This is a genomic window from Leisingera sp. ANG-M6 (genome assembly GCF_000813905.1).
In the GTDB taxonomy this organism is placed as follows: Bacteria; Pseudomonadota; Alphaproteobacteria; order Rhodobacterales; family Rhodobacteraceae; genus Leisingera.
The window spans coordinates 1-24,083 of sequence record NZ_JWLG01000015.1 but is presented as its reverse complement, the minus strand read 5'-3'; the positions used below and the strand labels follow the sequence as shown (position 1 = coordinate 24,083).

At 62.7% G+C, this 24,083-nt stretch carries 26 protein-coding genes; 13 read left to right on the top strand and 13 right to left on the bottom strand.

Going from position 1 to position 24,083, the window contains the following annotated elements; all coding sequences use genetic code 11:
- Nucleotides 1–46: 46 nt before the first annotated feature.
- Entirely contained in the window at nt 47–469 is a 423-nt protein-coding gene (locus tag RA24_RS12815; protein WP_029204852.1) for a tellurite resistance TerB family protein, read from the bottom strand.
- A 252-nt stretch (nt 470–721) separates the two neighbouring features.
- Between RA24_RS12815 and RA24_RS12810 the strand changes: the two genes are divergently transcribed.
- The 3 genes from RA24_RS12810 to RA24_RS12800 all read left to right on the top strand — a co-directional run bounded on the left by RA24_RS12810 (nt 722) and on the right by RA24_RS12800 (nt 5,327).
- Nucleotides 722–2,365 (top strand): lysine--tRNA ligase, encoded by a 1,644-nt coding sequence (locus RA24_RS12810; protein ID WP_039191992.1) that lies wholly within the window; start codon nt 722–724, stop codon nt 2,363–2,365.
- A gap of 177 nt (nt 2,366–2,542) precedes the next feature.
- Nucleotides 2,543–2,944, top strand: coding sequence for a DUF4864 domain-containing protein (locus RA24_RS12805; protein ID WP_039191989.1), 402 nt, complete (start codon nt 2,543–2,545; stop codon nt 2,942–2,944).
- Nucleotides 2,945–3,041: 97 nt separating this feature from the next.
- On the top strand, nt 3,042–5,327 hold the full coding sequence (locus tag RA24_RS12800; protein WP_039191987.1) for a hypothetical protein: 2,286 nt from the start codon (nt 3,042–3,044) through the stop codon (nt 5,325–5,327).
- Nucleotides 5,328–5,329: 2 nt separating this feature from the next.
- On the opposite strand, the gene RA24_RS12795 is transcribed toward RA24_RS12800, so the two are convergent.
- Complete coding sequence (locus RA24_RS12795) at nt 5,330–5,815, bottom strand: HugZ family pyridoxamine 5'-phosphate oxidase (RefSeq protein WP_039191984.1); 486 nt, start codon at nt 5,813–5,815, stop codon at nt 5,330–5,332.
- Nucleotides 5,816–5,842: 27 nt separating this feature from the next.
- Nucleotides 5,843–6,502 carry a hypothetical protein gene (locus RA24_RS12790; protein WP_052269598.1) on the bottom strand — a complete coding sequence of 220 codons (660 nt, stop codon included), beginning with the start codon at nt 6,500–6,502 and terminating at the stop codon, nt 5,843–5,845.
- Nucleotides 6,503–6,655: 153 nt separating this feature from the next.
- Here RA24_RS12790 and RA24_RS12785 point away from each other — a divergent pair, with 153 nt between their 5' ends.
- Nucleotides 6,656–6,979, top strand: a complete 324-nt coding sequence (locus RA24_RS12785; RefSeq protein ID WP_019296689.1) for an antibiotic biosynthesis monooxygenase family protein — start codon at nt 6,656–6,658, stop codon at nt 6,977–6,979.
- Between the two features lie 36 nt (nt 6,980–7,015).
- Here RA24_RS12785 and RA24_RS12780 read toward each other — a convergent pair whose 3' ends face one another.
- Nucleotides 7,016–7,558: a hypothetical protein gene (locus tag RA24_RS12780; protein ID WP_039191981.1), complete on the bottom strand. Its 543-nt coding sequence runs from the start codon at nt 7,556–7,558 to the stop codon at nt 7,016–7,018.
- 170 nt (nt 7,559–7,728) lie between these two features.
- Between RA24_RS12780 and RA24_RS12775 the strand changes: the two genes are divergently transcribed.
- Nucleotides 7,729–8,136: a universal stress protein gene (locus tag RA24_RS12775; RefSeq protein WP_019296687.1), complete on the top strand. Its 408-nt coding sequence runs from the start codon at nt 7,729–7,731 to the stop codon at nt 8,134–8,136.
- Between the two features lie 12 nt (nt 8,137–8,148).
- Here the strand turns inward: RA24_RS12775 and RA24_RS12770 are convergent, their stop codons facing one another.
- Nucleotides 8,149–8,754, bottom strand: coding sequence for a hypothetical protein (locus RA24_RS12770; RefSeq protein WP_039191978.1), 606 nt, complete (start codon nt 8,752–8,754; stop codon nt 8,149–8,151).
- Nucleotides 8,755–8,906: 152 nt separating this feature from the next.
- On the opposite strand from RA24_RS12770, the gene RA24_RS12765 reads away from it, so the two are divergent.
- A complete protein-coding gene (locus RA24_RS12765; RefSeq protein ID WP_019296685.1) occupies nt 8,907–9,191 on the top strand; it encodes a TFIIB-type zinc ribbon-containing protein in 285 nt (94 codons plus the stop codon).
- A gap of 70 nt (nt 9,192–9,261) precedes the next feature.
- Here the strand turns inward: RA24_RS12765 and RA24_RS12760 are convergent, their stop codons facing one another.
- A complete protein-coding gene (locus RA24_RS12760) occupies nt 9,262–9,729 on the bottom strand; it encodes an aminoacyl-tRNA deacylase (RefSeq protein WP_019296684.1) in 468 nt (155 codons plus the stop codon).
- A 299-nt stretch (nt 9,730–10,028) separates the two neighbouring features.
- Between RA24_RS12760 and RA24_RS12755 the strand changes: the two genes are divergently transcribed.
- Both RA24_RS12755 and RA24_RS12750 read left to right on the top strand, forming a co-directional pair.
- A complete protein-coding gene (locus RA24_RS12755; RefSeq protein WP_039191976.1) occupies nt 10,029–10,331 on the top strand; it encodes a hypothetical protein in 303 nt (100 codons plus the stop codon).
- Between the two features lie 306 nt (nt 10,332–10,637).
- Nucleotides 10,638–11,456, top strand: coding sequence for a hypothetical protein (locus RA24_RS12750; RefSeq protein ID WP_039191973.1), 819 nt, complete (start codon nt 10,638–10,640; stop codon nt 11,454–11,456).
- Between the two features lie 61 nt (nt 11,457–11,517).
- Here the strand turns inward: RA24_RS12750 and uvrB are convergent, their stop codons facing one another.
- Both uvrB and RA24_RS12740 read right to left on the bottom strand, forming a co-directional pair.
- On the bottom strand, nt 11,518–13,716 hold the full coding sequence (gene uvrB / locus RA24_RS12745; protein ID WP_039191970.1) for an excinuclease ABC subunit UvrB: 2,199 nt from the start codon (nt 13,714–13,716) through the stop codon (nt 11,518–11,520).
- Between the two features lie 84 nt (nt 13,717–13,800).
- A complete protein-coding gene (locus RA24_RS12740; protein WP_039147218.1) occupies nt 13,801–14,256 on the bottom strand; it encodes a MarR family winged helix-turn-helix transcriptional regulator in 456 nt (151 codons plus the stop codon).
- Nucleotides 14,257–14,342: 86 nt separating this feature from the next.
- On the opposite strand from RA24_RS12740, the gene RA24_RS12735 reads away from it, so the two are divergent.
- Both RA24_RS12735 and RA24_RS12730 read left to right on the top strand, forming a co-directional pair.
- Nucleotides 14,343–15,029 carry a glutathione S-transferase family protein gene (locus RA24_RS12735; RefSeq protein WP_039191967.1) on the top strand — a complete coding sequence of 229 codons (687 nt, stop codon included), beginning with the start codon at nt 14,343–14,345 and terminating at the stop codon, nt 15,027–15,029.
- An 83-nt stretch (nt 15,030–15,112) separates the two neighbouring features.
- Nucleotides 15,113–15,424 carry an ETC complex I subunit gene (locus tag RA24_RS12730; protein ID WP_019296678.1) on the top strand — a complete coding sequence of 104 codons (312 nt, stop codon included), beginning with the start codon at nt 15,113–15,115 and terminating at the stop codon, nt 15,422–15,424.
- Nucleotides 15,425–15,633: 209 nt separating this feature from the next.
- Here RA24_RS12730 and pdxR read toward each other — a convergent pair whose 3' ends face one another.
- Nucleotides 15,634–17,115 carry a MocR-like pyridoxine biosynthesis transcription factor PdxR gene (gene pdxR / locus RA24_RS12725; protein ID WP_052269597.1) on the bottom strand — a complete coding sequence of 494 codons (1,482 nt, stop codon included), beginning with the start codon at nt 17,113–17,115 and terminating at the stop codon, nt 15,634–15,636.
- A gap of 161 nt (nt 17,116–17,276) precedes the next feature.
- On the opposite strand from pdxR, the gene RA24_RS12720 reads away from it, so the two are divergent.
- The 3 genes from RA24_RS12720 (at nt 17,277) to RA24_RS21795 (ending at nt 22,304) form a co-directional block, all read left to right on the top strand.
- Nucleotides 17,277–18,860 carry an ABC transporter substrate-binding protein gene (locus RA24_RS12720; RefSeq protein ID WP_039191965.1) on the top strand — a complete coding sequence of 528 codons (1,584 nt, stop codon included), beginning with the start codon at nt 17,277–17,279 and terminating at the stop codon, nt 18,858–18,860.
- 494 nt (nt 18,861–19,354) lie between these two features.
- The gene (locus RA24_RS22915; RefSeq protein ID WP_052269596.1) at nt 19,355–21,490 is read left to right on the top strand and encodes a calcium-binding protein; all 2,136 of its coding nucleotides are present in this window, start codon (nt 19,355–19,357) and stop codon (nt 21,488–21,490) included.
- 148 nt (nt 21,491–21,638) lie between these two features.
- The gene (locus RA24_RS21795) at nt 21,639–22,304 is read left to right on the top strand and encodes a hypothetical protein (protein ID WP_052269595.1); all 666 of its coding nucleotides are present in this window, start codon (nt 21,639–21,641) and stop codon (nt 22,302–22,304) included.
- Between the two features lie 22 nt (nt 22,305–22,326).
- Here RA24_RS21795 and maiA read toward each other — a convergent pair whose 3' ends face one another.
- From maiA to RA24_RS12690, 4 genes are all read right to left on the bottom strand, one after another.
- Complete coding sequence (gene maiA, locus RA24_RS12705; protein ID WP_039147211.1) at nt 22,327–22,959, bottom strand: maleylacetoacetate isomerase; 633 nt, start codon at nt 22,957–22,959, stop codon at nt 22,327–22,329.
- A 58-nt stretch (nt 22,960–23,017) separates the two neighbouring features.
- Entirely contained in the window at nt 23,018–23,560 is a 543-nt protein-coding gene (locus RA24_RS12700; RefSeq protein ID WP_039191962.1) for a VOC family protein, read from the bottom strand.
- Entirely contained in the window at nt 23,557–23,772 is a 216-nt protein-coding gene (locus RA24_RS12695; protein ID WP_036762139.1) for a DUF2783 domain-containing protein, read from the bottom strand. The genes RA24_RS12700 and RA24_RS12695 overlap by 4 nt, the downstream gene beginning before the upstream one ends.
- Nucleotides 23,773–23,777: 5 nt before the next feature.
- On the bottom strand, nt 23,778–24,083 hold a 306-nt coding region (locus tag RA24_RS12690), incomplete at its 5' end, for an aromatic-ring hydroxylase C-terminal domain-containing protein (protein ID WP_039191960.1).

Genomic DNA, 24,083 nt, shown 5'->3' with positions numbered 1-24,083 from the left:
CCCCGCCATGCGCGGGCAGCAAGGGAAGCTGCGTCAACTTCTGGCGTCAGACCATGTGCCGCGCCCGTGCGCCGCGCTCGATTGCGGCGGCGTGCAGCCGGTCGATGTTCAGCTCGTAGCGGACCTCTGCCAGGAACTCCAATTCGGTCTCGCCCAGCACCCCGTCGGCTGCCGCCACATCGCAGGACAGCGCGTAAGCCGTTTCAAACAGCCGCTCCGGCAGGTCGCCGCGGATCAGGCCGAACAGCGCCTCCAGCCCGTCCTCCTGCTCAAACAGGTCGAACACGGTGCGGGAAATGCGGGCCACCCGGTCGATGTCATAGTCGGCAAACACCGGCAGCATGTTCACTGCCGACTGGATCTTGACCAGTTCGGCGGTGCGGATGTTCTCGTCCGAGGCAGATACCGCCACCATCAGCGCCACCAGGCAGTCCTGCGGGGACATCGGGTGCGGGGTTTGCTCTGTCATGGACGAATTCCTTGTCTGGAAATATTGCGATGCAATCAGGATAGGTATGCCCGCAGCCGGGTTCAACGGCAGACCGCGCGCTGCGGCAATTTTTGCGCGGCTGCGGCCCGCAAATCCCCGTGCCGGCAGGGCTGCCATTATTGACTCATGCTGCACAGGCACAATAGAGGGAAGGGCCGGATGCATGGGGCATCCGGGATGATCACGCGGCACCCCGATAGCTGACAGAACTGCCGCCGATGGAGAACACAAATGTCTGATGTGCGCGAAGAAGCTCTGAAGAGCAAAGCCTGGCCGTTTGAAGAAGCCCGCCGGGTTCTCAAACGTTATGCCAAGGGCGCGCCGGAAAAGGGCTATGTGCTGTTCGAAACCGGCTATGGCCCGTCAGGCCTGCCGCATATCGGCACCTTCGGCGAGGTCGCCCGCACCACCATGATCAAGAAGGCGTTTGAGACCATCTCGGATATCCCGGCCAAGCTGATCTGCTTTTCCGATGACCTCGATGGCATGCGCAAGGTGCCGGGCAACGTCCCCAACCAGGAGGCGCTGGCAGAGCACCTGCAAAAGCCGCTCACCTCGGTGCCGGACCCGTTCGGCACGCATGAGAGCTTTGGCCACCACAACAACGCCATGCTGCGCCGGTTCCTCGACACCTTCGGGTTCGAGTATGAGTTCTATTCGGCCACCGAATTCTATGGCTCCGGCCAGTTTGACGAGATCCTGAAGCGCGCCGTCGAGAAGTACGACGACATCATGGCGATCATGCTGAAGTCCCTGCGCGAGGAGCGCCGCCAGACCTATTCGATCTTCCTGCCGATCCACCCGGACACCGGCCGCGTTCTGTACGTGCCGATGAAGAAGGTGGACGCGGAAAACTATACCATCACCTTCGACGATGAGGACGGCAAGGAATGGACCCTGCCGGTGACCGGCGGCAACGTGAAGCTGCAGTGGAAGCCGGACTTTGGCGCCCGCTGGGCCGCGCTGGAAGTCGATTTCGAGATGTACGGCAAGGACCATTCCACCAACACGCCGATCTACGACGGCATCTGCCGGGTGCTGGGCCAGCGCGCGCCGGAGCATTTCACCTATGAGCTGTTCCTCGATGCCAACGGCCAGAAGATCTCCAAATCCTCCGGCAACGGCATCTCGATCGACGAATGGCTGACCTATGCCTCGACCGAGAGCCTGGCGTATTTCATGTACCAGAAGCCCAAGACCGCCAAGCGGATGCACTTCGACGTGATCCCCAAGGCGGTGGACGAATACCATCAGCAGCTGCGCGCCTACCACACACAGGACCTGAAGGCGCAGCTGAACAACCCGGTGTGGCACATCCACGGCGGCGACGTTCCGCAGTCGGACATGGTGGTGCCGTTCTCGATGCTGCTGAACCTGGCCTCCGCCTCCAGCGCCGAGGACAAGGCAACCATGTGGGGCTTCATCAACAAATACGCCCCCAACGCCACCCCCGACACCCATCCGGGCATGGATCAGGCGGCGGGCTTTGCGGTCGCCTATTTCAATGACTTTGTGAAACCCGCAAAGGAATTCCGCCTGCCCACCGATCAGGAGCGCGCAGCACTCAGCGATCTGGCGGATGCGCTGAAATCACCGGACGCAGCACTGGCTGCGATTGCCAAGAAGAACGAGATCGCAGGCAACGACGACCCGCTGCCCGAGGCCAACTTCGCGGATGAGGAATTCCTGCAATCGGTGGTCTTTGCCATCGGCAAGATCCACGGGTTTGAACCGCTGCGTGCCTGGTTCTCGGCGATCTACGAGGTGCTGCTGGGTGCGTCCCAGGGCCCGCGTTTCGGCGGTTTCATCGCGCTTTACGGCGTCGAGGACACCATCGCCCTGATCGAAAAGGCGCTGGCGGGCGAACTGGCCTGAACCTGCATTCAGGGACAATGAGACAGGGCGCGGTTTTCCGCGCCCTTTTCGTTTCAGCGATGCGGCGCACAGCGCGCCTGCGGCCTTCCCCTGCGCAAGAAAATTACCAAATCGCAAAAAATGTTTTGACGCTGCGTCACTCTGGTCTAACTTAAGGGAACGGACCGGGAGGGACAGATGCGCAGTGTTCTGTTTGCGGGGGTAAGTGTTTTTCTTCTGTCCTTTCCGGCAATAGCTCAGAAAGAGCCGGTCACATCGGTGATCGGCTCTCAGTTTGCGGCCTTCCTGAACAATGATGCAGAGACCGCGTTCACCTACGCCTCCCCGAATATCCGGCGGATTTTCGGCACGCCAGAGCGGTTTGGCGAGATGGTGCAGCAGGGCTATCCGATGGTCTGGCGCCCGGCTGAGGTGCGTTATCTGGATCTGCGCGAGGTGGCCGGCAGCCTGTGGCAGCGGGTGATGATCACCGATCAAAGCGGCGCCGTGCACCTCTTGGATTACCAAATGGTTAATCTGGAAAGCGGCTGGAAAATCAATGCGGTACACCTGCTGAAAGGGCAGGCTGACAGCGTCTGAACCCAGGGCAGCGTACGCACCGCTGGGCGGAATTTAACGCCCTTTCTGTACTTCCTTTTCCCCGAACGCGACATGCGCAGCAGGAAAGGAAGCTTCCATGAACAAGGCAATCACCGAAGGTCTGCAGCTGATGCCCCCCGCCTTTGCGGACGGGCTGGATGTCTGGTCCAGCGGCGACGGCACCCCCGGCTCTGACACCTATGACGGCGCCGCCAATGCGGTTTTTGTGGCGGCGGACGGCGATTTCGGCGGCTGCCTGGAAATGCAGAAGACCGAAAACACCCAGAAGCTGCGCTTCATGGGCCAGACACCTCTGGAGCCGGGCTGCTATCTGCAGATCAAAGTGAGAATCAAAGCCGTCAGCGGCGCGCTGCCCTCGGTCCGCGTGGCCGGCTGGGCGGCGCAAAGCAATGGCAGCCACATCAGCGGCGTTTCAGAAACCGCTCCGCAGGTCGCGCTCAGCACCTATGGCGAGGTGGTGGAGGTGACCGGCATCGTCGGCAGCGGCAGCCGCGGCGGCGTGGATATGCCGTGGGGCCGCAATGCGGCTTACGGCCACTTCGGCCTCGACCTCACCGGCGCCAACGGCGGCGTGGTGCGGATTGATGATATCGAGATCACCGACATCACCAGCGCCTTCCTGCGCGATATGCTGAACGTGGTGGACGTGACCGATTACGGCGCCATCGGCAACGGCAGCTTTGACTGCGCGGCTGCGTTTGAGGCCGCAGATGCTGCCGCAGACGGCCGCCGCATCCTGGTGCCTGCGGGCGAATACTACCTTGGCAGCACGGTGTCGCTGAACCACCAAGCGGTGTTCGAAGGAACGGTTGAGATGCCGGACAGCGCCATGCTGCTGCTGACAAAGAACTACAACTTCCCCGCCTATGCCGCCGCCTTCGGCAACGAGGAGCTGGGCTTCAAGAAGGCATTTCAGGCTCTGATCAACAACTCTGACCATGAATCGCTCGACCTGATGGGCCGCAAGATCACCGTCACCGGCCCCATCGACATGGCGGCGGCGGTGCCGAACAAATCCTCCTATGCAACCCGCCGCGTCATCCGCAACGGCCAGCTGGAGGCCGCCAGCAGTTCCGCCTGGGACACGGATGTTGTGACCTCGCAGGCGACCTACAGCGCGTCGGACTCCAAGAAGCTGACCAATGTGTCCAATATCGCCAACATCGCCGTCGGATCGCTGGTTGAGGGCGCGGGCGTGGGCCGCGAGATCTATGTGAAATCCAAGAACACCGGGGCCGGCGAGCTGACCCTCAGCGGGGCGCTTTATGATGCTGAGGGGACCCAGAATTTCACCTTCCGAGATTTCAAGTACCTGGTGGATTTCAGCGGTTTCAGCTCGCTCAGCAAGTTCGGGCTGCAGGATATCGAGTTCCAGTGCAACGGCCGCTGCAGCGCCCTGCGGCTGTCGCCCGCGGGATCCGTCACCTCGATCGACAGCTGCTTCATCTCCCGCCCCAAGGACCGCGGCATCACCTCCATCGGCACCGGCTGCCAGGGCATCCTGGTCGACAACTGCCAGTTCCTGTCGGACGAGGACCCGTTGGATGTGTCGCAGCGGGTCAGCATCGGGCTCAACGTCAACAACAACGACGCCAAGCTGCGCAGCAACCGTGCCACCCGCTTCCGCCACTTCGCGATCCTGGGCGGCAGCAACAACACAGTGACCGGCAACCATTTCTTTCAGGGCGATAGCGTGCCGAACGGGGTGCGCACCGCGGGGCTGGTGCTGACCTCCAACAACTGCACCTCCACCGTGTCCGACAACTATGTCGACAATTGCTTCATCGAATGGACCAACGAACGCGACTCCACCCCGGACTACACCGGCGGCTTCTCCTTCAGCGCGCTGTCTATCAACGCCAATGTGTTCCTGTCCGGCGATGTCGCGCCCTGGTTCAGCTACATCGTGGTGAAACCTTACGGCAGCGGCAACTTCCTCAACGGCGTCTCGATCACCGGCAACAAGTTCCGTTCCACCAATGGCAGCATCGACCGGGCGGAACGGGTCGACACCAGCTTTGCCGATCTCGACTTCAGCCGGTCCAAGAACGTGGTGGTCACCGGCAACATGTACCACAATGTCACCGCTCATTCCGCCAATCCGCTGCGGGTGCTGCATGACCAGTCCTCGGCGTCGTCGTCCTGGACCGTGGATTCAGACGGGGAGCTGCCGTTCCGTGGCTATGCACGCTTTGTCGACAGCGTGGTGGCGCAGGGGGCGCTGCGCACCAGCGGCAACAGTATCCGTTACCTCGCGCCCTATGCCGACGTGCTGCAGGGATCGAACAACGACGAAATCCGCCTGCGCTGGCAGGAGGCGGTCAAGGGCGAGGTGCAGGTGCTGATGCGGATGGACAGCTGATGTCAGCTGCCGGGCAGCAGATCAGCGGCGGCAAGGCGGAAGGCCTTGCCGAAGCCGCCGTTCAGATGCGCCGCCGTGATCCGGAAGCGGACAAAGCTGAAATCGGCAAACTGCAGGTACAGTTTGGCCTTGGGCTGATGGTGCAGATAGGCTTCCGCCAGCGCCTCATGCGCCGGATCGCTGCGCGGCACAAACGCCGCCTCTGCCAGCAGGCTGAGGCGCGGGTGGGTCAGCGCATCCCCCTTGCTGCCCGGCTCCCCCACCAGCAGCGAGCAGGCCGGGTGCTGCCGCAGTGCTCCGGTGTGCTGCGCCAGGTCCGAGACCAGGCTGACCGGGCATCCGTCCGGGTCCAGCCCGAAGGCCACCCGCGTCACCAGCGGCTGGCCACCCTCCAGCAGCACGCCAAGCGCAGCAAAGCGGGCGGTTTCCATCAGGCCGCGCGCCAGTGCGCGGGCTTCATCATCGGTGGGGCGGATCACATCGGCCATATCGCGCTTTCTGTCCTGGGAAAGGGTTCAGAATTTCTGCCACAGCCCCAGCTTCAGGCCAAGACTGCCGCCGCCCGCGCTGCGGTGCTCCAACCCCAGGATCAGCTCGCGCCCGGCAGGCAGCGGATAGCGCAGCGATGGCGTCAGCGTATAGGAAAACTGGGCGCCTTCCGGCTTGTAGGTCTCAATCTGCAGCATCGGTGCAGGTTTGCCAGGGCGGTTCAGCCCCAGGGTGGCATCAAGTTTCCAGGCTGCCGCCAGACCGCTGTTGCGCAGTTCATAGGCGGCATCTATGGCCAGCCAGCCGCTTGCTGTGGCGGTGCCGAAGCCACGCCCGTAGGACAGGGTCGTTCTCTGCATCAAGGCCCATTGGCCGCGGTAATGATTGCCGCCGAAGCCGGCCTCAACCGCAAGCCTGTACCTTTCCCCCGCGCGCAGCGGCATCCGTGCGAAGATCATCGCGTGCCCGGAGATATCCGCATTCTGGTTCAGATCCACCCCCAGCGTCAGCTTCGGCGTGATCCCGTAAGTGCCGTAATAACCCAGCTCATGCAGTGCGCCGCTGTCGGTCTGCCGGTAGGTGGCGCTGGCCGCGGCAAAGCCCTTGCCCGGTGCCTCCAGCCAAGCGCCGCCAGCCGCCGGCGGGGCCAGCAGCACGGCAAGACAGGCGGCATAGGCAGTTCTCATCCCTGGGCCTCATCACGAGTTCCTCAAGGGTTTGGCGTTATGGTTAAGGTTGTGTTAACCACAATGGTCGCTGCCCTGGGGTGTTCCGTAAAAAATGTCGTGCGCTTTCCGCGTGATCGGGCGTAGGCTGGACCCAAGTCAACGGAGGAGCCAATGCCGAAAATAGCAAAAACCGCGGACATCCAGACCGTTATCACCACATTCGAGATGACGCCGGGGACATGCCAGGACCTGCTGGAGGCGCTTGAGGACGCCTATGCCGACTTCATCTCCAAGCAGCCGGGCTTCATCGCAGCGGGCCTGCATGTGAACGATGCGCAGACCCGGATCGCCAACTACTCGCAATGGCGCCGCCGCGAGGATTTCATGGCGATGCTGCGCAGCCCGGAGATGCGCGAGCGCAACCGCAAGATCAACGAGCTGTGCCGCAGCTTCGAGCCGGTGATGTATGACGTCGCCGAAGTGTTCGGGGCCTGAGGCCCCGGCCCGGGTCAGGCGGCGGGCTGCCTGACCCTAGATAAACCGGCGCAGGGTCATCCGCCCGGAGCGGATGATGACCTTGGCCGAATCCACCACCGCGGCGATGCGCTCGTAGTGCACCTTGATCGGCCCCTGGGAGCGCAGCAGGATGGTCACCGCATCAGCCCGGGCGCGCCGGAAGGCTTCGGCGGCCGGGCTCAAACCCTCCGGCTTGATCGCCTTGAACGTCTGGCCGCCGCTGCGCAAAGGCGCCGCCGATCTGTCCCGGTACTGCTTCAGCGCCGCGTTCAGGGTGCTCTCCACCATCTTCAGCGCCTTGCGTCCGTCCTTGTAGTCCGGGTAGCGGCTCAGCTCCGCTGCGGCGCGGCGGTAGAACTGCCGGTAGCAGTCGATCTGATAGGCGGAGGGCAGCTGGCGGCAGGTGCCGTTGCCGCTGGTCAGCACCTTGACCGCCTTGGCGGTGACGCTGTCCGACATCGCGATGGTGTAGCTGCCCTGCGGTACTGACGGGCTGGCGCCTGCGGGCAGGGCCAGGGCCACGGCCAGACAACCGGCGGAGAGGGATTTCAAGATCATCAGGGTCCCTTTCAAAGACTATCTCAGCGCACCGCCGGGCGGGCCCATGACTGGAACCTTATGCGGTCTGGGGCGTTGCGGACAAGCCTGCGCTCTGCACGCCGCGGATGATCATGGTCAACGCGCCGGGCGGGAAAAGGGTGTAGACTGGCAAAGAAGGGAGAACAGACATGTATCACAATATTCTGGTGCCGATCTCATTTGACCCGGAGCGCGACGTGACCGGGCCGCTCAAGGTGGCGCGGCTGCTGTCGGCGCCGGGGGCCAAGGTGACGCTGCTGCACGTGATCGAACAGGTGCCGGCCTATGCGATTTCCTACATCCCGGCGGATTTCATGGAGGACACCCGCACCGCGCTGCAGGCGGAACTGGACGGGCTGGCCAAGACCCTGCCCGATGCCGAAGGCGTGCTGGTGGAGGGCCACTCCGGCCGCACCATCCTGGACTATGCAGAGCAGAACCAGCCTGACCTGATCATCCTCGCCTCGCACCGTCCGGCGATGCAGGACCTGATCTGGGGATCGACCTCAGGCCACGTGGTGCGCCACGCGGCCTGTGCCGTGCATGTGGTGCGCTGAAGCGCGCTTGCCTTAAGCCGGAACCGCCACTTTCAGCAGGTTCCAGGCCAGCCGGATCATGCCGCCGGGCAGCAGGGCAGAGCGCAAAAGAACCTTGTTCGAGTTCACTGCCTGGGCAATGCGGGTATAATGCTCTTTCTTGCTGGCGGGTGAACGCAGCAGGATGGTTTCGGCCTGTTTCATCGCCCGCTCGGTCTGGCGTTTGATCTGCGGCACTGCCGCCGGTTTGACCGCGCGGTAAAGGTTCAGACCCTTGCGTTTGGGCTTCTGGGCCGGATCCAGGTTCTGCTTGACGGCTGTGGTCAGGGTTTCCTCGACCAGCACCAGCGCCTTGTAGGCCTCGGCATAGGCCTGGTTGCCGTTCAGCTTCTGGGCTGCCAGCTTGTAGGTGTGGCGGTAGCAATCGAATTTGTAGACCTGGGGCAGGGTGCCGCAGCGCTCAAAGCCGCTGGTCAGGGTTTTTACAACTGCCTGGGTGGCCTTGGAGCTGAGGCCGCTGCGCTGGCCGCCGCCGCTGTCCATCCCGTCCCGGCTGCCGCCGCCGCCGCCGTCCGCCAAGGCCGGCACGCAGGAGAGGATCAGGGCCAGAAGCCCGGCGAGGATGGTTTTGCTGCTCATGTAAGCCTCCGTGGTTTGGGGCAGCTTACCATGCGTCAGCTGTCTGGAAACGGGCGGAAAGCCGCAAATTGCGGGTTTTTACGCCCCTGTTGTCTTGCGCCGCGGCTGAGCGGTTCCCACGTGAAAGGCTGGAGTTGTGCAAGGAGACGCGAATGCAGTGCCCGATTGACGGAACCGAACTTGTCATGTCCGACCGCGCCGGGGTCGAGATCGACTATTGCCCGCGCTGCCGCGGGGTGTGGCTGGACCGGGGCGAATTGGACAAGATCATCGAACGCTCTGCCCAGCCCGTTCAGCCAGTGCCGCAGCCGCAGCGCTATGACGACCGCAGCCGGGAGTACGGCCGGGAAGATGGCCGGAAGTATGACAAGAAGTACGAAAAGAAGTCCTTCAAGAAGAAATCGAAGAACTTCCTGGAAGATCTGTTCGACTTCTGACCGCCGCCAGCCGGGCCGCCCCGTTGCTTGGGGCGGCGGGCCGGGGTGTCAGTGCCCGGTTCGTGCCCAATCAGTGCACTGTGCAGAAGGAGCCGTGTTTGGCGTCCTTCATCAGGGTGTCGAAATCGGCGCCCTTCATCTCCACCAGCGTCTTGTGATCGCCGGCCTCGAACCAGACCTTGTCCAGCCCGGTGAGGCTGTCGTCGATCACCGTGGGCACCATATAAGCGGCACCGACGCAAGGCGCCGCGCCCGGGTCGCAATCGTCAAAGACCTGATCCAGTTCAATCTCCGGCGCCAGGCCCAGGCGGCGGTCGACCATCGACTGCAGCTTGTGCAGATCGACCTTCTGGTCAGAGGGGATCACCGCCAGAAAGGGGCCTTCCTCCATGTGAATGAGCACCGATTTGGCCAGATGGCCGCCCGGCACATGGGCGGCTTCGGCGCATTCGGACGCGGTGGCGGTATAGGGGTGGCGGACGGTGGCAAAGGGCAAGCCCTGTGCCTCCAGATGATGTTTCAGGCGTGAGGCAATCATCGAAGGGTCCTCCTGTCTGGGGCGGGACCCCGGCCGCTGGTGGCGCAGGTCATGGGCGCCGCGGGAGCCTGCTGGCTCACTGATCGGGCGGCGGCATCAGATCCGGGCGCGGCAAGCGGCAAGCCGGGGCGCGCAGGTTTCTGGTGCCTGACAGTTTGCGCCCGATGGGGTGAGTCGGGCAAGGGGGGCGGCATGGCTGGGGCGGAACCGGCGGAAATCTCTTGGGAACCCTTTGCGCCCCCGGGCCGTTATCCCTGCGACGCACCGTTGTGGTGCCAGGTAATCGAGAGGGAAAACCCATGAAGACCGGATCTGCCGTTGCCATCGGAGTGGCCGCCGTTATCGCCGTTGCCGCCGCGTTCTACATGATCGACGTCGACCAGACCGAAGAGGCCCGCCTGCCGGATGTGGATGTGAGTGTCGAGGGCGGCAACCTGCCGGAATTCGATGCCGAGGTCGGATCGGTCGAGCTGACCGGGGAAACCGCCACCGTGAAGGTGCCGGATGTCGACGTGGAGATGAAGGACGCCGAGATCACTGTGCCCGGCATCGAAGTGACCCCGCCGGAAGATGCCGGCACCGAGACCGCCGCCGACAACTGATTTGGAATGTGTGGTGAAGAGTGGTCCCCCTCCGGAGTTTCCGGAGGGATTTTTTGGTTTGGGGCTGGGGAGCAGTGGCTGGGTGCGGGATGTAAATGAAAGGGGGTTTCGCAGCGAAACCTTGTTTATTTATAAATGGTTAATTGGTTTGCGGTGTCTTTGCGGAGACCTTGCACGGCGCCGCCGTGCATCGCACCCGACCCGTCCTCTAGGGTATCTGCATGAAATCGAATGGTGACTTCGTTTTTTGCTTGAAAACTCACGCTAAGGGAGCGACTAGTCCGGCATCTCATTCTAGAGGTTGTTATGTCAGGTAGAAAAATCAAAGAGTTTGAAGAATATTTGGTCGACGGTGGAACTAGCCACATCGATCTCGCAGACTACCTTCACTCGCCTGCTTCTGCATTCTTAAAATACACGATTGAAGCCAAGAGCGCTGTAGATTTGTGTACACGCCACTTCCCTAAAAAGGCAGATGGAAGTTACTCGAAGGCTTCATTAGACAGCTTGGAGCATATCGTATCAGCGATGCTTCCGGCTTTAATGGGGCATTTTGAAACCTATCAAAGGTATCTCTTTGCTGGCTTGTTTGACTACTCAATCTTTATTGGTGGCTTTGACGTTTCTGCGTTTTTGAAGCGCCTAAGCAAAGAAACCAATATCGAAATTGACCTGTCACGTCTCGCAGCGCACCGAGGAATTGGAGCTAAGTCCATTGGTGTTCTGTTGGCAGACAGCATGACTGGCTGGCACGACCCAGCACGTGTGAACAGCTATTTTGATGCCTTTGGGATAAAGAGGCAGTTTTTCTCTAATAAGGATTGTAAAAGGTTGGCCGTGCTTTGGCAGCTGCGCCACTCAATTTCTCACACTGGGGGCACACTTACGCTGGCGGATGCTCAGAAGGTTGAGGCATTGAAAGCCAAAGGGAATGCTAACATTGTCTTTGAGAAGAACTTTGTATTCGAAGTCGCAAGGAAGCTGCACCCACTCGTCCAAGAGGCAACGCATAGGTTGAGAGACGGGGTGTTACCTCGTTTGATCCCTGAAACACCTGAAGAAGAGAAAATGCGTATTGAAGAGTTTTTCAAAGTGCATTCGAGTGTTGCTGTTTGGCTTGCCTAGGTGCTTCCTGTTCTTTCAGAACTATACACGTGCCTTCCGCTATCTAGGTTGAATCAAAACCTCACGAAAACTTCTTCTGCGATTTCCCCCTATAGGCCCGCGTCCCGGCCTTGCCGGCCGTTGACCGCCCCCGCGACTTGACCGCCGCCTCAGAGGCCGCCTCCACCGACGACTGCCGGGCCAGCGGGTCGTCGGAGATGGCGAGGTCGACCGCCTCCAGCCGTTTGACCTCGTCGCGCAGGCGGGCGGCTTCTTCGAACTCCAGGTTCTCGGCGGCCTTGCGCATCTGGTCGCGCAGGCCGTTCAGATGCGCCTCCAGGTTGGCGCCGTGCATCGGTTTATCAATCTGGGCGGTGACGCGGTTCATGTCCACATCGCCCTCGTAGAGGCCGGCCAGAACATCCTCGACGTTTTTCTTGACGGTTTCCGGCGTGATGCCGTGTTCGAGGTTGTAGGCGATCTGCTTTTCGCGGCGGCGGTTGGTCTCGCCCAGGGCGCGCTCCATCGAGCCGGTGATCTTGTCGGCGTACATGATGACGCGGCCGTCGGCGTTGCGGGCGGCGCGGCCGATGGTCTGGATCAGCGAGGTTTCGGAGCGCAGGAAGCCCTCCTTATCCGCATCCAGAATGGCGACCAGGCCGCATTCGGGGATGTCGAGCCCCTCGCGCAGGAGGTTGATGCCAATCAGCACGTCGAAGGCGCCGAGGCGCAGGTCGCGCAGGATCTCGATCCGCTCCAGCGTGTCGATGTCGGAGTGCATGTAGCGGACCTTGATGCCCTGTTCGTGCAGGTATTCGGTCAGGTCCTCGGCCATGCGTTTGGTCAGCGTGGTGACCAGGGTGCGGAAGCCGTTTGCGGTGACTTTGCGCACCTCGTCCAGCAGATCGTCGACCTGCATGTCCACGGGGCGGATTTCGACCTCCGGGTCCAGGAGGCCGGTGGGACGGATCACCTGTTCGGCAAAGACGCCGCCGGATTGCTCAATCTCCCAGGCCGCCGGGGTGGCGGAGACAAACACCGACTGCGGGCGCATGGCGTCCCATTCCTCGAACTTCAGCGGGCGGTTGTCCATGCACGACGGCAGGCGGAAGCCGTGTTCCGCAAGGGTGAACTTGCGCCGGTGGTCGCCCTTGTACATGCCGCCGATCTGCGGGACGGAGACGTGGCTTTCGTCGGCAAAGACGATGGCGTTGTCGGGGATGAATTCGAACAGGGTCGGGGGCGGCTCGCCCGGGGCGCGGCCCGTAAGGTAGCGGGAGTAGTTCTCGATGCCGTTGCAGTGGCCGGTGGCCTCCAGCATTTCGAGGTCGAAGTTGCAGCGCTGTTCCAGCCGCTGCGCTTCCAAGAGTTTGCCGTCGCCCTCCAGCTGGGCCAGCCGCATCTTCAGCTCCTGCTTGATGGAGATGATGGCCTGGTTGAGGGTCGGCTTCGGCGTCACATAGTGGGAGTTCGCATAGACGCGGATCTGGTCGAAGGTGCCGGTCTTTTCGCCGGTCAGCGGGTCGAATTCTGTGATCTGCTCCAGCTCCTCGCCGAAGAAGGAGAGCTTCCAGGCGCGGTCCTCCAGGTGGGCGGGGAAGATTTCCAGAGTGTCGCCTCGGACCCGGAAGGAGCCGCGCTGGAAGGCCTGGTCGTTGCGCTTGTACTGCTGGGCGACCAGATCGGCCATGATCTGGCGCTGGTCGTACATTTCGCCTGCTTTCAGGTCCTGGGTCATGGCGGAGTAGGTTTCGACCGAGCCGATGCCGTAGATACAGGAGACAGAGGCGATGATGATCACGTCGTCGCGTTCCAAGAGGGCACGGGTGGCGGAGTGGCGCATCCGGTCGATCTGCTCGTTGATCTGGCTTTCCTTCTCGATATAGGTGTCGGAGCGCGGCACATAGGCCTCCGGCTGGTAGTAGTCGTAGAAGGAGACGAAGTATTCGACCGAGTTCTCCGGGAAGAAGCCCTTGAATTCGCCGTACAATTGCGCCGCCAGCGTCTTGTTGGGGGCAAGGATGATGGCCGGGCGCTGGGTTTCCTCGATCACCTTGGCCATGGTGAAGGTCTTGCCGGTGCCGGTGGCGCCCAACAGCACCTGGTTGCGCTCGCCGTCCAGCACGCCCTCGGACAGTTCCTTGATCGCGGTGGGCTGGTCGCCTGCGGGGTCGAAAGTGGTGTTCATGACAAACCGCTTGCCGCCCTCCAGCTTGGGCCGCTGCTGCGGCGCGCGCTGTGTCATCATCGGCATGGTTTTGTCGGAATGGGCGTAGGGCATCAGGCGACTCCTTAGAACGGCGCCGATTTTGGTCTGTTTTTGTTCCTGTGCAAGGGGGCGGGGGCCGCAATCCGGGATATGGTGTCAGATTTTGTCAGCAGACGCGGGGCGCAGCAGCTTTCCGAGCAGCTCTGACAGCCGCCGCGCCTCGCCCGGGCTGAAATGCGGGGTAACGGCCTGCTGCATGGTGTCCGAGTAAACCGCCCACATCTGCGCGCGGGTTTCGGCGCCTTCGGCGGTGAGCAGCAGCACCTGGCCGCGGCCATCGCCGCTGCAGTCCTGCCGGGTGAGATATCCAGCCTTGGCCAGCCGCTCCGCCAGCCGTGAGACGCCGTATTGCGGCAGCAGCAGCTTTTCCTGCAGCTCATAGGGGCGCAGGCCCGCATCGCCTGCGCATTCCAGCTCCCACAGCAGATCGTACCAGTCGAGGCCGGGCAGGCCCGCCTGTTTCAGCGCGGCCTCCACCGCGGTGAGGATGGTCTTGTGCGCGCGCGCCAGCGGCAGCCAGACGGCAAAGGGATCGGGGGCAGATGCGGTCATGGCGGGAATTTAGATGCAAGTGCATTGACATTCAAGGGTACCTGCCCATCTGGTATACATGCAAATGCATCTAACTGGAGAAGCCCATGAGCGACCTGCATCTGATCAGCCACCACCTGTGCCCCTATGTGCAGCGGGCGGTGATTGTGCTGAGCGAGAAATCCATTCCGCACCGGCGCACCTATATCGACCTGGCAGGCAAACCGGACTGGTTCCGGGCGCTGTCGCCGACCGGCCGGGTGCCGCTGCTGGAGACCGGCGGGAGGGTGCTGTTTGAAAGCCAGGTGATTGCGGAATATCTGGATGAGACGACACCCGGCTCCTTGCATCCCGCCGACGCACTGGAGCGGGCGCGGCACCGGGCTTGGATTGAATACGGCTCGGACACGCTGGCGGCCATCGGGAAGCTCTATAATGCACCGGATGAGGCGGCGTTTGCTGAGGCGGCGGAGACCCTGCGCGAACGGCTGGAGCGGATCGCGCCGGGGGTGGCGGGGCCGTATTTTGCCGGGGACAGTTTCCACATGGTGGACGGGGTCTGGGGCACCATTTTCCGTTACTTTGATACCTTCGATGTGATTGGGGACTTTGGGCTGATGCCGGCACAGGGCCGGATGGCGGACTGGCGTGCGGCGATTGCGGCCCGGCCGTCGGTGAGCGAGGCGCCGCCGGAGGGCTACCCGGCGCGGCTGATGGCGTTTCTGGCTGCGCGGCAATCATATCTGGGAGCATTGGCGCGGCCGGCCTGTGGCGGCGCTGCAAAGCCCGGATAACCCTGTTCAAAATGCCACCTTGCCGCAGGCCCGCATCCGGCGCATAAAAGCGCTGGATTTGAGACTCAAGCGGGAGACAGCCCATGCAAGCGCGGATTTACCGGCCGGCACGCAACGCCATGACATCCGGCATGGCCAAGACGCGGAAATGGGTGCTGGAGTTTGCGCCTGCCTCGGCCCGGGAAGTGGACCCGCTGATGGGCTGGACGTCCTCCGCTGATACCCAGGCGCAGGTGAAACTGCGGTTCGACAGTAAGGAAGCCGCGGTGGAATACGCCGAGGATCATGGCATCGACGCAGTGGTTGTGGAGCCAAAGGAGCGCAAGGCCAATATCCGCCCGGGCGGCTACGGCGACAATTTCGCCACCAACCGCCGCAGCCCCTGGACCCACTGAGGCTGTATGTAAATCTTCCACGAGTTCCCACCGTTTCGGCACGAGTTCTCACCAAGATCTACATATAGGGCGCCCAGCGGGCGCCTTTGCTGTATCTGGGCTGGCGCAGTATGGCAGAGACCTGGGGCATGCCTGGCCTCGACGGGTGATCTGCTTTCCGTGAGGATCAGGATAGCGCCGCCTTCCATTCATGCGGAAGGATCGCGTCATCAATCCCCCGGATCAAACAGGGAGCAAAGTTTCTCAACGGCTGCAGGAATGCCATCTTCGTGGGTGCAGCCGAACCCAAGCAGCAGCCCGTTCAAGTCCTGCCGCTGCATACAGTAATAGGACAGCGCGTAGGCAGACAGCCCGGCTGCGTCCAGCCTGTCCAGAACATCCATGTCCCGGGTGCCCGGCGGCAGATCGGCAATCACCCGCAGGCCGCTGGTGTTCTGGCGCAGCGACACATGCGGGCTGGCGATGCGGTCAAAACTGCTGATCATCGCCCTGCGGCGGCGGACATAGGCGCTGTGCATGCGGCGCATGTGGGTGCTCAGGTGGCCCTGGCTGATGAACTCTGCCAGCACCGCCTGCAGCCAGGTATTGGGGCCGCGGTCGGTGATCGCGCTCAGCGCCATCAGCGGCCGGGCCAGCGCCGGGGGCGCGATGATGAATCCCAGCCGCAGCGACGGGAACAGCGCGTTGTTGAAGCTGGAGACATAGATCGTGCGGCCCTGATGGTCGTCGCAATAGATCGCCGGATCGGGCCGGCCGCCGAACATGAACTCATTGTCCAGATCGTCCTCGATCAGCCAGGCATCCTTGCGGCGGGCCCAGTCCATCCACTCCAGCCGCTGCGCAATCGGCATCACCGCACCCAGCGGGTACTGGCAGGAGGGGGTCAGATAGGCCAGCCGCGCGCCATCGGTCTGCGGGCCGTCCTGCGGAACTGCGGCGCCGGTTTCCGTTACCCGGACCGGCACGACGGTTCCGCCTTGGGCCTGAAAGCTCAGCCGCACCACCGGGCTGGAGGGATCCTCCATCAGCACCCTGCCGCCGGGGTCGAGCAGCAGCGCGGCAATCAGGTTCAGCGACTGCTGCGAGCCGTTGGTGACAATCACCTGAGCGGGGCTGCATTTCAGGCCGCGCCGGTTCAGCACATGGTCGCAGATCGCCTCGCGCAGCGGCCCATAGCCGCCTGGCTGGCCATAGGCCATCATGCTGCTGTCCAGCCGGTTGCGGATGCGGTTTTCGATGCGGCCCCAGACCTTGTGCGGAAACAGGTCGATGGCCGGAATATTAGCGAGGAACGGGCGCACCCGGACCGGATCGAAATAGGAGGGATCCAGCCCCTCCGCAGCCGCCCTGCCGCGCTGCGACAGCCGCGGCGGTTGCGGCGCTTCCGCAGCAATACCGCTGCCGGGATGCAGGCCGGGAAATTCCGGGTTCACGAAGGTGCCGGAGCCGGTGCAGCTTTGCAGGTAGCCTTCACTGGCCAGTTGTTCGAAAGCAGCAACCAGGGTGCTGCGGGCAATGCCGTGATGCTCTTTCAGCCAGCGGGTCGACGGCAGTTTCTGTCCGGGTTTGATGCCGCCGTCCCGGATCATCCGCCGCAACTGCTGGACCAGTTGCAGATAAAGCGGCGTGGCCGATGTGCGGTCCAGCTGCAAAAACGGCAGCGGGGCAAAATGCTTGGTCTGCTCCGGCACCGGCGGCCTCCTAAATTGGTTTGCATCATTTAACCAAAATGGACGTAGCGGGCAAAACCATTTTCTGCCACCACATCCTGGCCTGCCCCAGACGGGGCGTTTGAACAGCAACAGGCTGTATTGCCCTGTCCGGGGCGTGGTGCAGCCAGCAGGGAAACAATATGTCCGACATCATCAGCCACTACGTGGAACGGGCGGTCAAAGGCTTCATGACCCGCCGCGAATTCATCGGCCGCCTCGGCGCGCTGGGGGTTGCCGCCGCCAGCGCCAACAGCCTGCTGGCCTCTGCCGCTCGGGCCGAAGGCCCGAAGAAAGGCGGGCTGATCCGGTCCGGCCTGCAGGGCGGCGCCAGCACCGACAGCCTGGACCCGGCCCTGGCGGCCAGTTCGGTCGCCAACAACGTGCTGACCGCCTATGGCGATCTTTTGGTCGAAGTCAGCCCGCAGGGCGAAATCGTGCCGCGCCTGGCGGAAACGGTTGAGGCCAGCGCCGACGCCAAGACCTGGACCTTCAAGATCCGCCAAGGGGTGGAGTTCCACAACGGCAAGACACTGACACCGGAGGACGTGCTGAAGACCATGCAGCGCCACTCCAACGAGGACAGCCAGTCCGGCGCCCTGGGCATCATGCGCGGCATCGAGTCGATGAAGGCGGATGGCGATTACTTCAGCGTCACCCTGGAAACGCCGAATGCGGACCTGCCCTATCTGATGGCGGATTATCACCTGGTGGTGCAGCCGGGTGGCGGTATGGATGCGCCCGCTGCGGGCATTGGCACAGGCCCCTACACGGTTGAGGTCAACGAGCCTGGCGCCCGCCATGCCTTCAAGAAATTCGCGAACTACTGGGACGCGGACCGCGGCCACGCCGATGAGATCGAGATCCTGGTGCTGAACGACGACACCGCCCGCACCGCCGCACTGCAAAGCGGTCAGGTGCATTTCATCAACCGGGTGTCGCCAAAAATCGCCAATCTTCTGGGCCGCGCGCCGGGTCTGCGGATCGAGAGCATTTCGGGCCGCGGCCACTACTGCTTTCTCATGCATTGCGACACCGCGCCCTTTGCCAGCAACGACCTGCGGATGGCGCTGAAACTTGCGGTGGACCGGCAGGAGATGGTCGACAAGGTGCTGCGCGGCTATGGCAGCGTGGGCAACGACATGCCGATCAACGCCGCCTATCCGCTGTTCTCCGGCGATATCGAACAGCGCAGCTATGACCCGGATCAGGCCCGCCACTACTATCAGAAGTCCGGCCATGACGGCCCGGTTGTCCTGAAAGTGTCCGACAACGCCTTCCCTGGCGCGGTGGATGCCGCGGCGCTGTTTCAGCAAAGCGCGGCCAAGGCCGGCATCCCGCTGCAGATCGAGCGCGTGCCCAGCGACGGCTACTGGTCCGAGGTCTGGAACAAGGAACCCTTCTGCGCCTCCTACTGGGGCGGGCGCCCGGTGCAGGACCAGATGTTCTCCACCGCCTACAAATCCGATGCCGACTGGAACGACACCCGGTTCAAAAGGGAAGATTTCGACGCGCTGCTGCTGCAGGCCAAGGGAGAGCTCGACACCGCCAAGCGCACCGCGCTCTACCGCGAGATGGGCCTTATGGTGCGCGACGAGGGCGGCGCCATCATCCCGATGTTCAACGATTTCATCGATGGCGTCAGCGAGCAGATCGGCGGCTGGGAGAACGATCCGGGCGGCGGCATGATGTACGATGGCGCGCTGGTGAAAACCTGGCTGCTGTGAGCTGATTTCCCAAAGACTGCGGCGGGCGCTCTCTCCGGGCGCCCGCCGTTTTTATTGAATACAGAGCCATTGAACTGGCGGCCTGCAGTATCCGGAATGCGCAGGACGCTGCTGCTGCAAAGTTGCGAGCCGCCGTATCTGCCGGGAGCTGTGCCGTTCATTGGGCTTCGGGCGCGGAGCGTTCTGCCGGTCTTGCTGATCCCTGGACGTGCCACCAGGCTGCCTTTTGCAGCGCATCCGGTGTTTGCGGCAGGCCATGCGGGAAACAGGACGCGCGGCGGAGCCTCTGGCCCCGCGTGCCATTTTTGTATCTAATGCTTGCAGGAAGGCTTCAGCTGGCGAGGCGGTCTGGAGAGCGCTGGAGAACTGAGATAAATTTTCCCGGAGCGGTTGGAGACCTGCCGTCAGATTCCTTTTAAAGGCAAAGCCCCGGTGAGCCGGGAATTTGACCCGGGCACAAGCGAAACATCTGCATTTTTCTTGATGAGGCCGCGATGGCGACGATTACATTTTACGAACCCTTTGCTATCGGCACCGAAATCGAAGCCGAATTCTTTGTCACGGGCGAGACCATCCTGTTTACCGGGGAGGACGGCTTTCGTGCAGAGTACAGGTCGGCGCAGGGTGCAGAATTCCAGATGATTGTTGGCTCGGACAACAGTTTCACGGTTACCGGCACAATCGAATCCTACCACCAGTATCAGACCGGCAGCACCACGGAACTGGTGTATGAGGTGACAGGCCTGGAGCTGGAAGCCAGCAGCGTTGTTTCAGACCCTGACATTACCACGGACGAGTTCCTTGCGCTGTTTTACGGCGGGAACGACACATTCAACGGATCCGACGGGAACGATACTCTCAACGGTCTGACCGGTGCGGATCTGCTTTGGGGCAACAGCGGCCATGACCTGCTGAATGGCAATAGCGGTGAGGATACATTGCATGGCGGCGCGGGCAATGATGAGCTGTACGGCGGCAGCGGTGCAGACACGCTGAACGGCGGTTCAGGTGCGGACACTCTGGCAGGCGGAACCGGCGCTGACTCCCTGACCGGGGGAACCGGCAGCGATCAGCTGTTTGGCGGTGACGCGTCCGACACGCTGGCAGGCGGTGACGGTGCGGATGCCTTGTGGGGCGGTGAGGACGCCGATGTGGCTGGCGGCGGCACTGGCGATGACACCCTGAAGGGCGGCCTGTCGGATGACACTCTTTCCGGCAACGACGGTGCTGATGCGGTCTTTGGCGAATCCGGGGCGGACCTCCTGTACGGAGGGTTTGGCACCGACACCCTGGCTGGCGGCAGCGGCAGCGACACCCTCTTCGGGGGGCGGGACAGCGATGATCTGTTTGGCGGCGGCAGCGCCGATACGCTCAGCGGTGACGACGGCGACGACAGCCTCAGCGGCGGCGGCGGGAATGATGTGCTCAGAGGCGGCGAAGGTGAGGACACGCTGAGCGGCGGTACGGGCAACGACGCGCTTGATGGCGGTGATGACGACGACGTGCTGGAGGGCGGCGACGGTGCTGACACGCTGGAGGGCGGAGAAGATGAAGACACTCTGAGCGGTGGCGCAGGAAACGACGCGCTTGATGGCGGTGACGATGCCGACGTGCTGGAGGGCAATGACGGTGCTGACACGCTGGAAGGCGGCGAAGGCGCAGACACGCTGAGCGGCGGCGCGGGTAACGACGCGCTTGACGGCGGTGAGGATGCCGATGTGCTGGGGGGCGGTGACGGGGCGGACACGCTGGAAGGCGGTGACGGCAGTGACATCTTGGATGGCGACGCAGAAGCCGACGAACTGGCCGGTGGCGGCGGGAACGACCTGCTGAGAGGCGGCGAGGGTGATGACACGCTGCGGGGCAACTTGGGGGATGACACGCTGAAAGGCGGGTTTGGCGAGGACGTGCTGCGGGGCGGTTTCGGCAATGACGTGCTGCGCGGCGACGACGGCGATGACATGCTGTACGGCAAGGCTGGAAACGATACCCTGTATGGCAGCGGCGACGATGACCAGCTGTTCGGGGATGACGGGGACGATGATCTGTTCGGCGGAACCGGAGCAGACAGCCTGAGCGGCGGCGCAGGCCAGGACATCCTGACCGGCGAGTCCGGCCAGGACACGCTGGAGGGCGGCGATGACAGCGATCTGCTGGATGGCGGCGACGGGGCCGATCAGCTTGATGGCGGCGCGGGCGATGACGTGCTGGCTGGGGGAGACGGCGCCGATACACTGACCGGCGGAGTGGGAACCGATATCCTCAGCGGCGGTGCGGATGCGGATGTGTTTGTCTTCAGCAGTTTCGATGACGCCAGTGCCGGGGACGACTTCCTGGACGTGATCACAGACTTCGACGATACGCAGGATCAGATCGACTTCAGCTCTCTCACCTCAGGGGATGCCTATATCGGCATATCCCTCGACGATGGCGATTTTGAACTGACACCAGCCAATGGCGCCATGTTCTTTGACATCACTCTGTTCATTGATGAGCACCCGGACGGCCTTTACATCGGCGCAATTGACAGCAGTGAAACAGAGCTGGATTTCGAGATCCTTCTGCTCGACGCTACAGGGCTGACCTCGGATCACATTATCGGAATTACCGGCGGTCCCTTGGGGATGTAGTGCGAAAAGGTTCGGGCTGGGTTCTCTGTCAGAGGGCGGCACACCGGCAAGAAACCCTGCATCTGCAGGGCAAAGTTAAGAGGGTTCAATGAACAGCAGTAAAAACAAGGCGGTTTGTACATTGCCACTGGCGGCCGCAATATTGCTTATGCCGGCATTGGCGGAAGCCGCCGCAGTGACTGGCCGGACAGCATTGCAGGAAAAGGCTGCAGTGTACGTGCACAAGGCGCAGGTGCGTGGCTCCCCGTCGCCTTCCCAGTTTGGCGGCGATGCGGAATCAGGCGGCGATGCAGCGGAAGCGGATGGCGTCAGAAGCTCAAGCACCAGTACCAGCACCGCGGCCCCGGTTGGCCCGGCGTCGGTAACCAACTCTGTCACCACTGCTGTTGTTGCCCAGATCAGCACCGCGTCGGCAGCCTGCGAGGCTGTTGGCACCACCTACCGGACGGACTGTTTGGCCAAGGAACTGAAGGCGCTGGTCAAAAACCTGCCTGCTCAGGGTGAGTACGCGGCCGCACGTGAGGCGCTCGTCACGGCCTCCGACGAACTGGCCAAACTGTCCCGGCAGAACCGTGACTACAGCCAGCCCCGGCTGCAGATCACTGTGCCATCAGACAGCGAGCCCAAGCGCCGCCCGGTTGCGGCGGTGAAGCAGGAAACTGTGGCTGAAACCAACGCCAAGGCGCTGGCAATTCTGGAAGACACCACAACGGTTCTGCTGCGCTCGGCGGAGGGCAACAACGACGTGGCGCTGCATTACCAGCGGATCGCCCAGGCGCTGAATTCCAGCAAGGTGCTGCTGCGTTCCTTGTGACGCAGCGGGACGCCCGGACCGGTCAGTTTGGCGGGGCCGGGCTGGCTGCAGCAAAGGCAGGGTGGGCGGCGCAGGCCGCCTCCACTGCGCAGATCCGCGGCAGGTCCGAGAAATCAGCTTCCCAGCGGCGGGCGTTGTAAAGCTGCGGCATCAGGCAGATGTCGGCCAGCCCCGGGGTGTCGCCGGTGCAGTAAGGCGCCTGGCTGAAACCCTCCAGCAGGGTTTCAAACGCCTGCAGACCGGGGCGGATGAAGTGCTGCATCCAGGCCTTGGGCATGTCGTCCGCGCCGCTGCTGAGGGCTGTGGCGTGTTTCGCAACCTGCAGGTTGCAGACCGGATGCACATCCACCGCGACGGAATGCGCGAGTGCCCGTGCCCTGGCGCGCTGGCCGGGGTCTGCGGGCAGCAGGCCGAGGTTCCGGGTTTCATCCAGATAATCGAGGATCGCCAGCGACTGGGTCAGGCGCAGCCCGTCGATCTCCAGCACCGGCACGAACCCTTGCGGATTGCGGGCCAGGTGTTCCGGGCGCTTGTGTTCGCCCTTAACCAGATCAACCGGGACCGAAGTGTAGCTGATCCCGGCCAGGTTCAGCGCGATGCGCAGCCGGTAGCTGGCTGATGAGCGCCAGTAGTCATAAAGGATGGTGCTGCCCATCGGCGGTCTCCCGTGCTGAGAAGGCAGCCCGCCGGGCTGCCTTGGCTGCTTGAGCCTATCAGGTCTTGTTCAATTCCTTGGCGTGCAGCCATTCGGCATGTTTGGGGGCCTTCTTGGTCTTGGACCATTCCTCCAGCATTTCCCATTTCACCGAGTCGAGCTTTTGCAGCAGCGCCTCTTCCTCCGGGTCGGGGCAGGCCAGCTCCACCCGGTGGCCGTTCGGATCGAAGAAATAGATCGAGTGGAAGATCGAGTGGTCGGTGACGCCCAGCACCTCGACGCCGTTGGCCTCCAGATGCTCTTTGAACTGGATCAGGGTGTCGCGGTCCTTCACCTTGAAGGCGATGTGCTGCACCCAGACCGGTGTGTTGCGGTCGCGGTCCATCTCCGGCTTGGTCGGCAGCTCAAAGAAGGCCAGGACGTTGCCGTTGCCTGCATCCATGAAGATATGCATGTAGGGATCGGGTTCATGGGTGGAGGGAACATGGTCCTCGGCAATGGCCAGGACAAAGTCCATGTTCAGCATCTTGTTGTACCACTCCACCGTCTGCTTGGCGTCCTTGCAGCGGTAGGCGACGTGGTGGATCTGTTCGATTTTCAAGCGGAGTCCTCCCCGGTTTTCAGCGCGGCAGCGGCCAGCGCCTGTTTCAGGATCGCGCGTTTCCCGATGTGATTTGCCAGCACCAGCACCAAACGCGCGTTCAGCGCATCGCTCTCGTCTTTGCTTAGATCCTCATGCGCGGCCAGCAGGTCGGCATAGAAGTCGTCGGCGCGCTCGAGGTTGGCGGTCAGGATCAGTTGGTCTTCGGTCATCTTGATCACTCCTTGCCGATGGCCCGGCGGATCGCGTGCCGGAACTGGTTTTCGTCGAAGCCGGGGCGGCGGGCGGCCACATGCTGGTCCGGGCGGATCAGGTAGACGCCGCTTTCGGCGCTGCCGAGGTAACGGTCCTTCAGCGCCAGCGTCTTGTCATCCTTGATAGAAAGCGCCAGCCGGGTGACCTTGATGCCGGATTCCTCGATCTCATCGGGGGCGTCGGCGTCGATGGTCAGCAGGGTGAACCTGTCTCCCAGCTTGTCCAGCAGGAACCCGTCGGCCAGCGGCACGTCGGGGCAGGGGGAGCC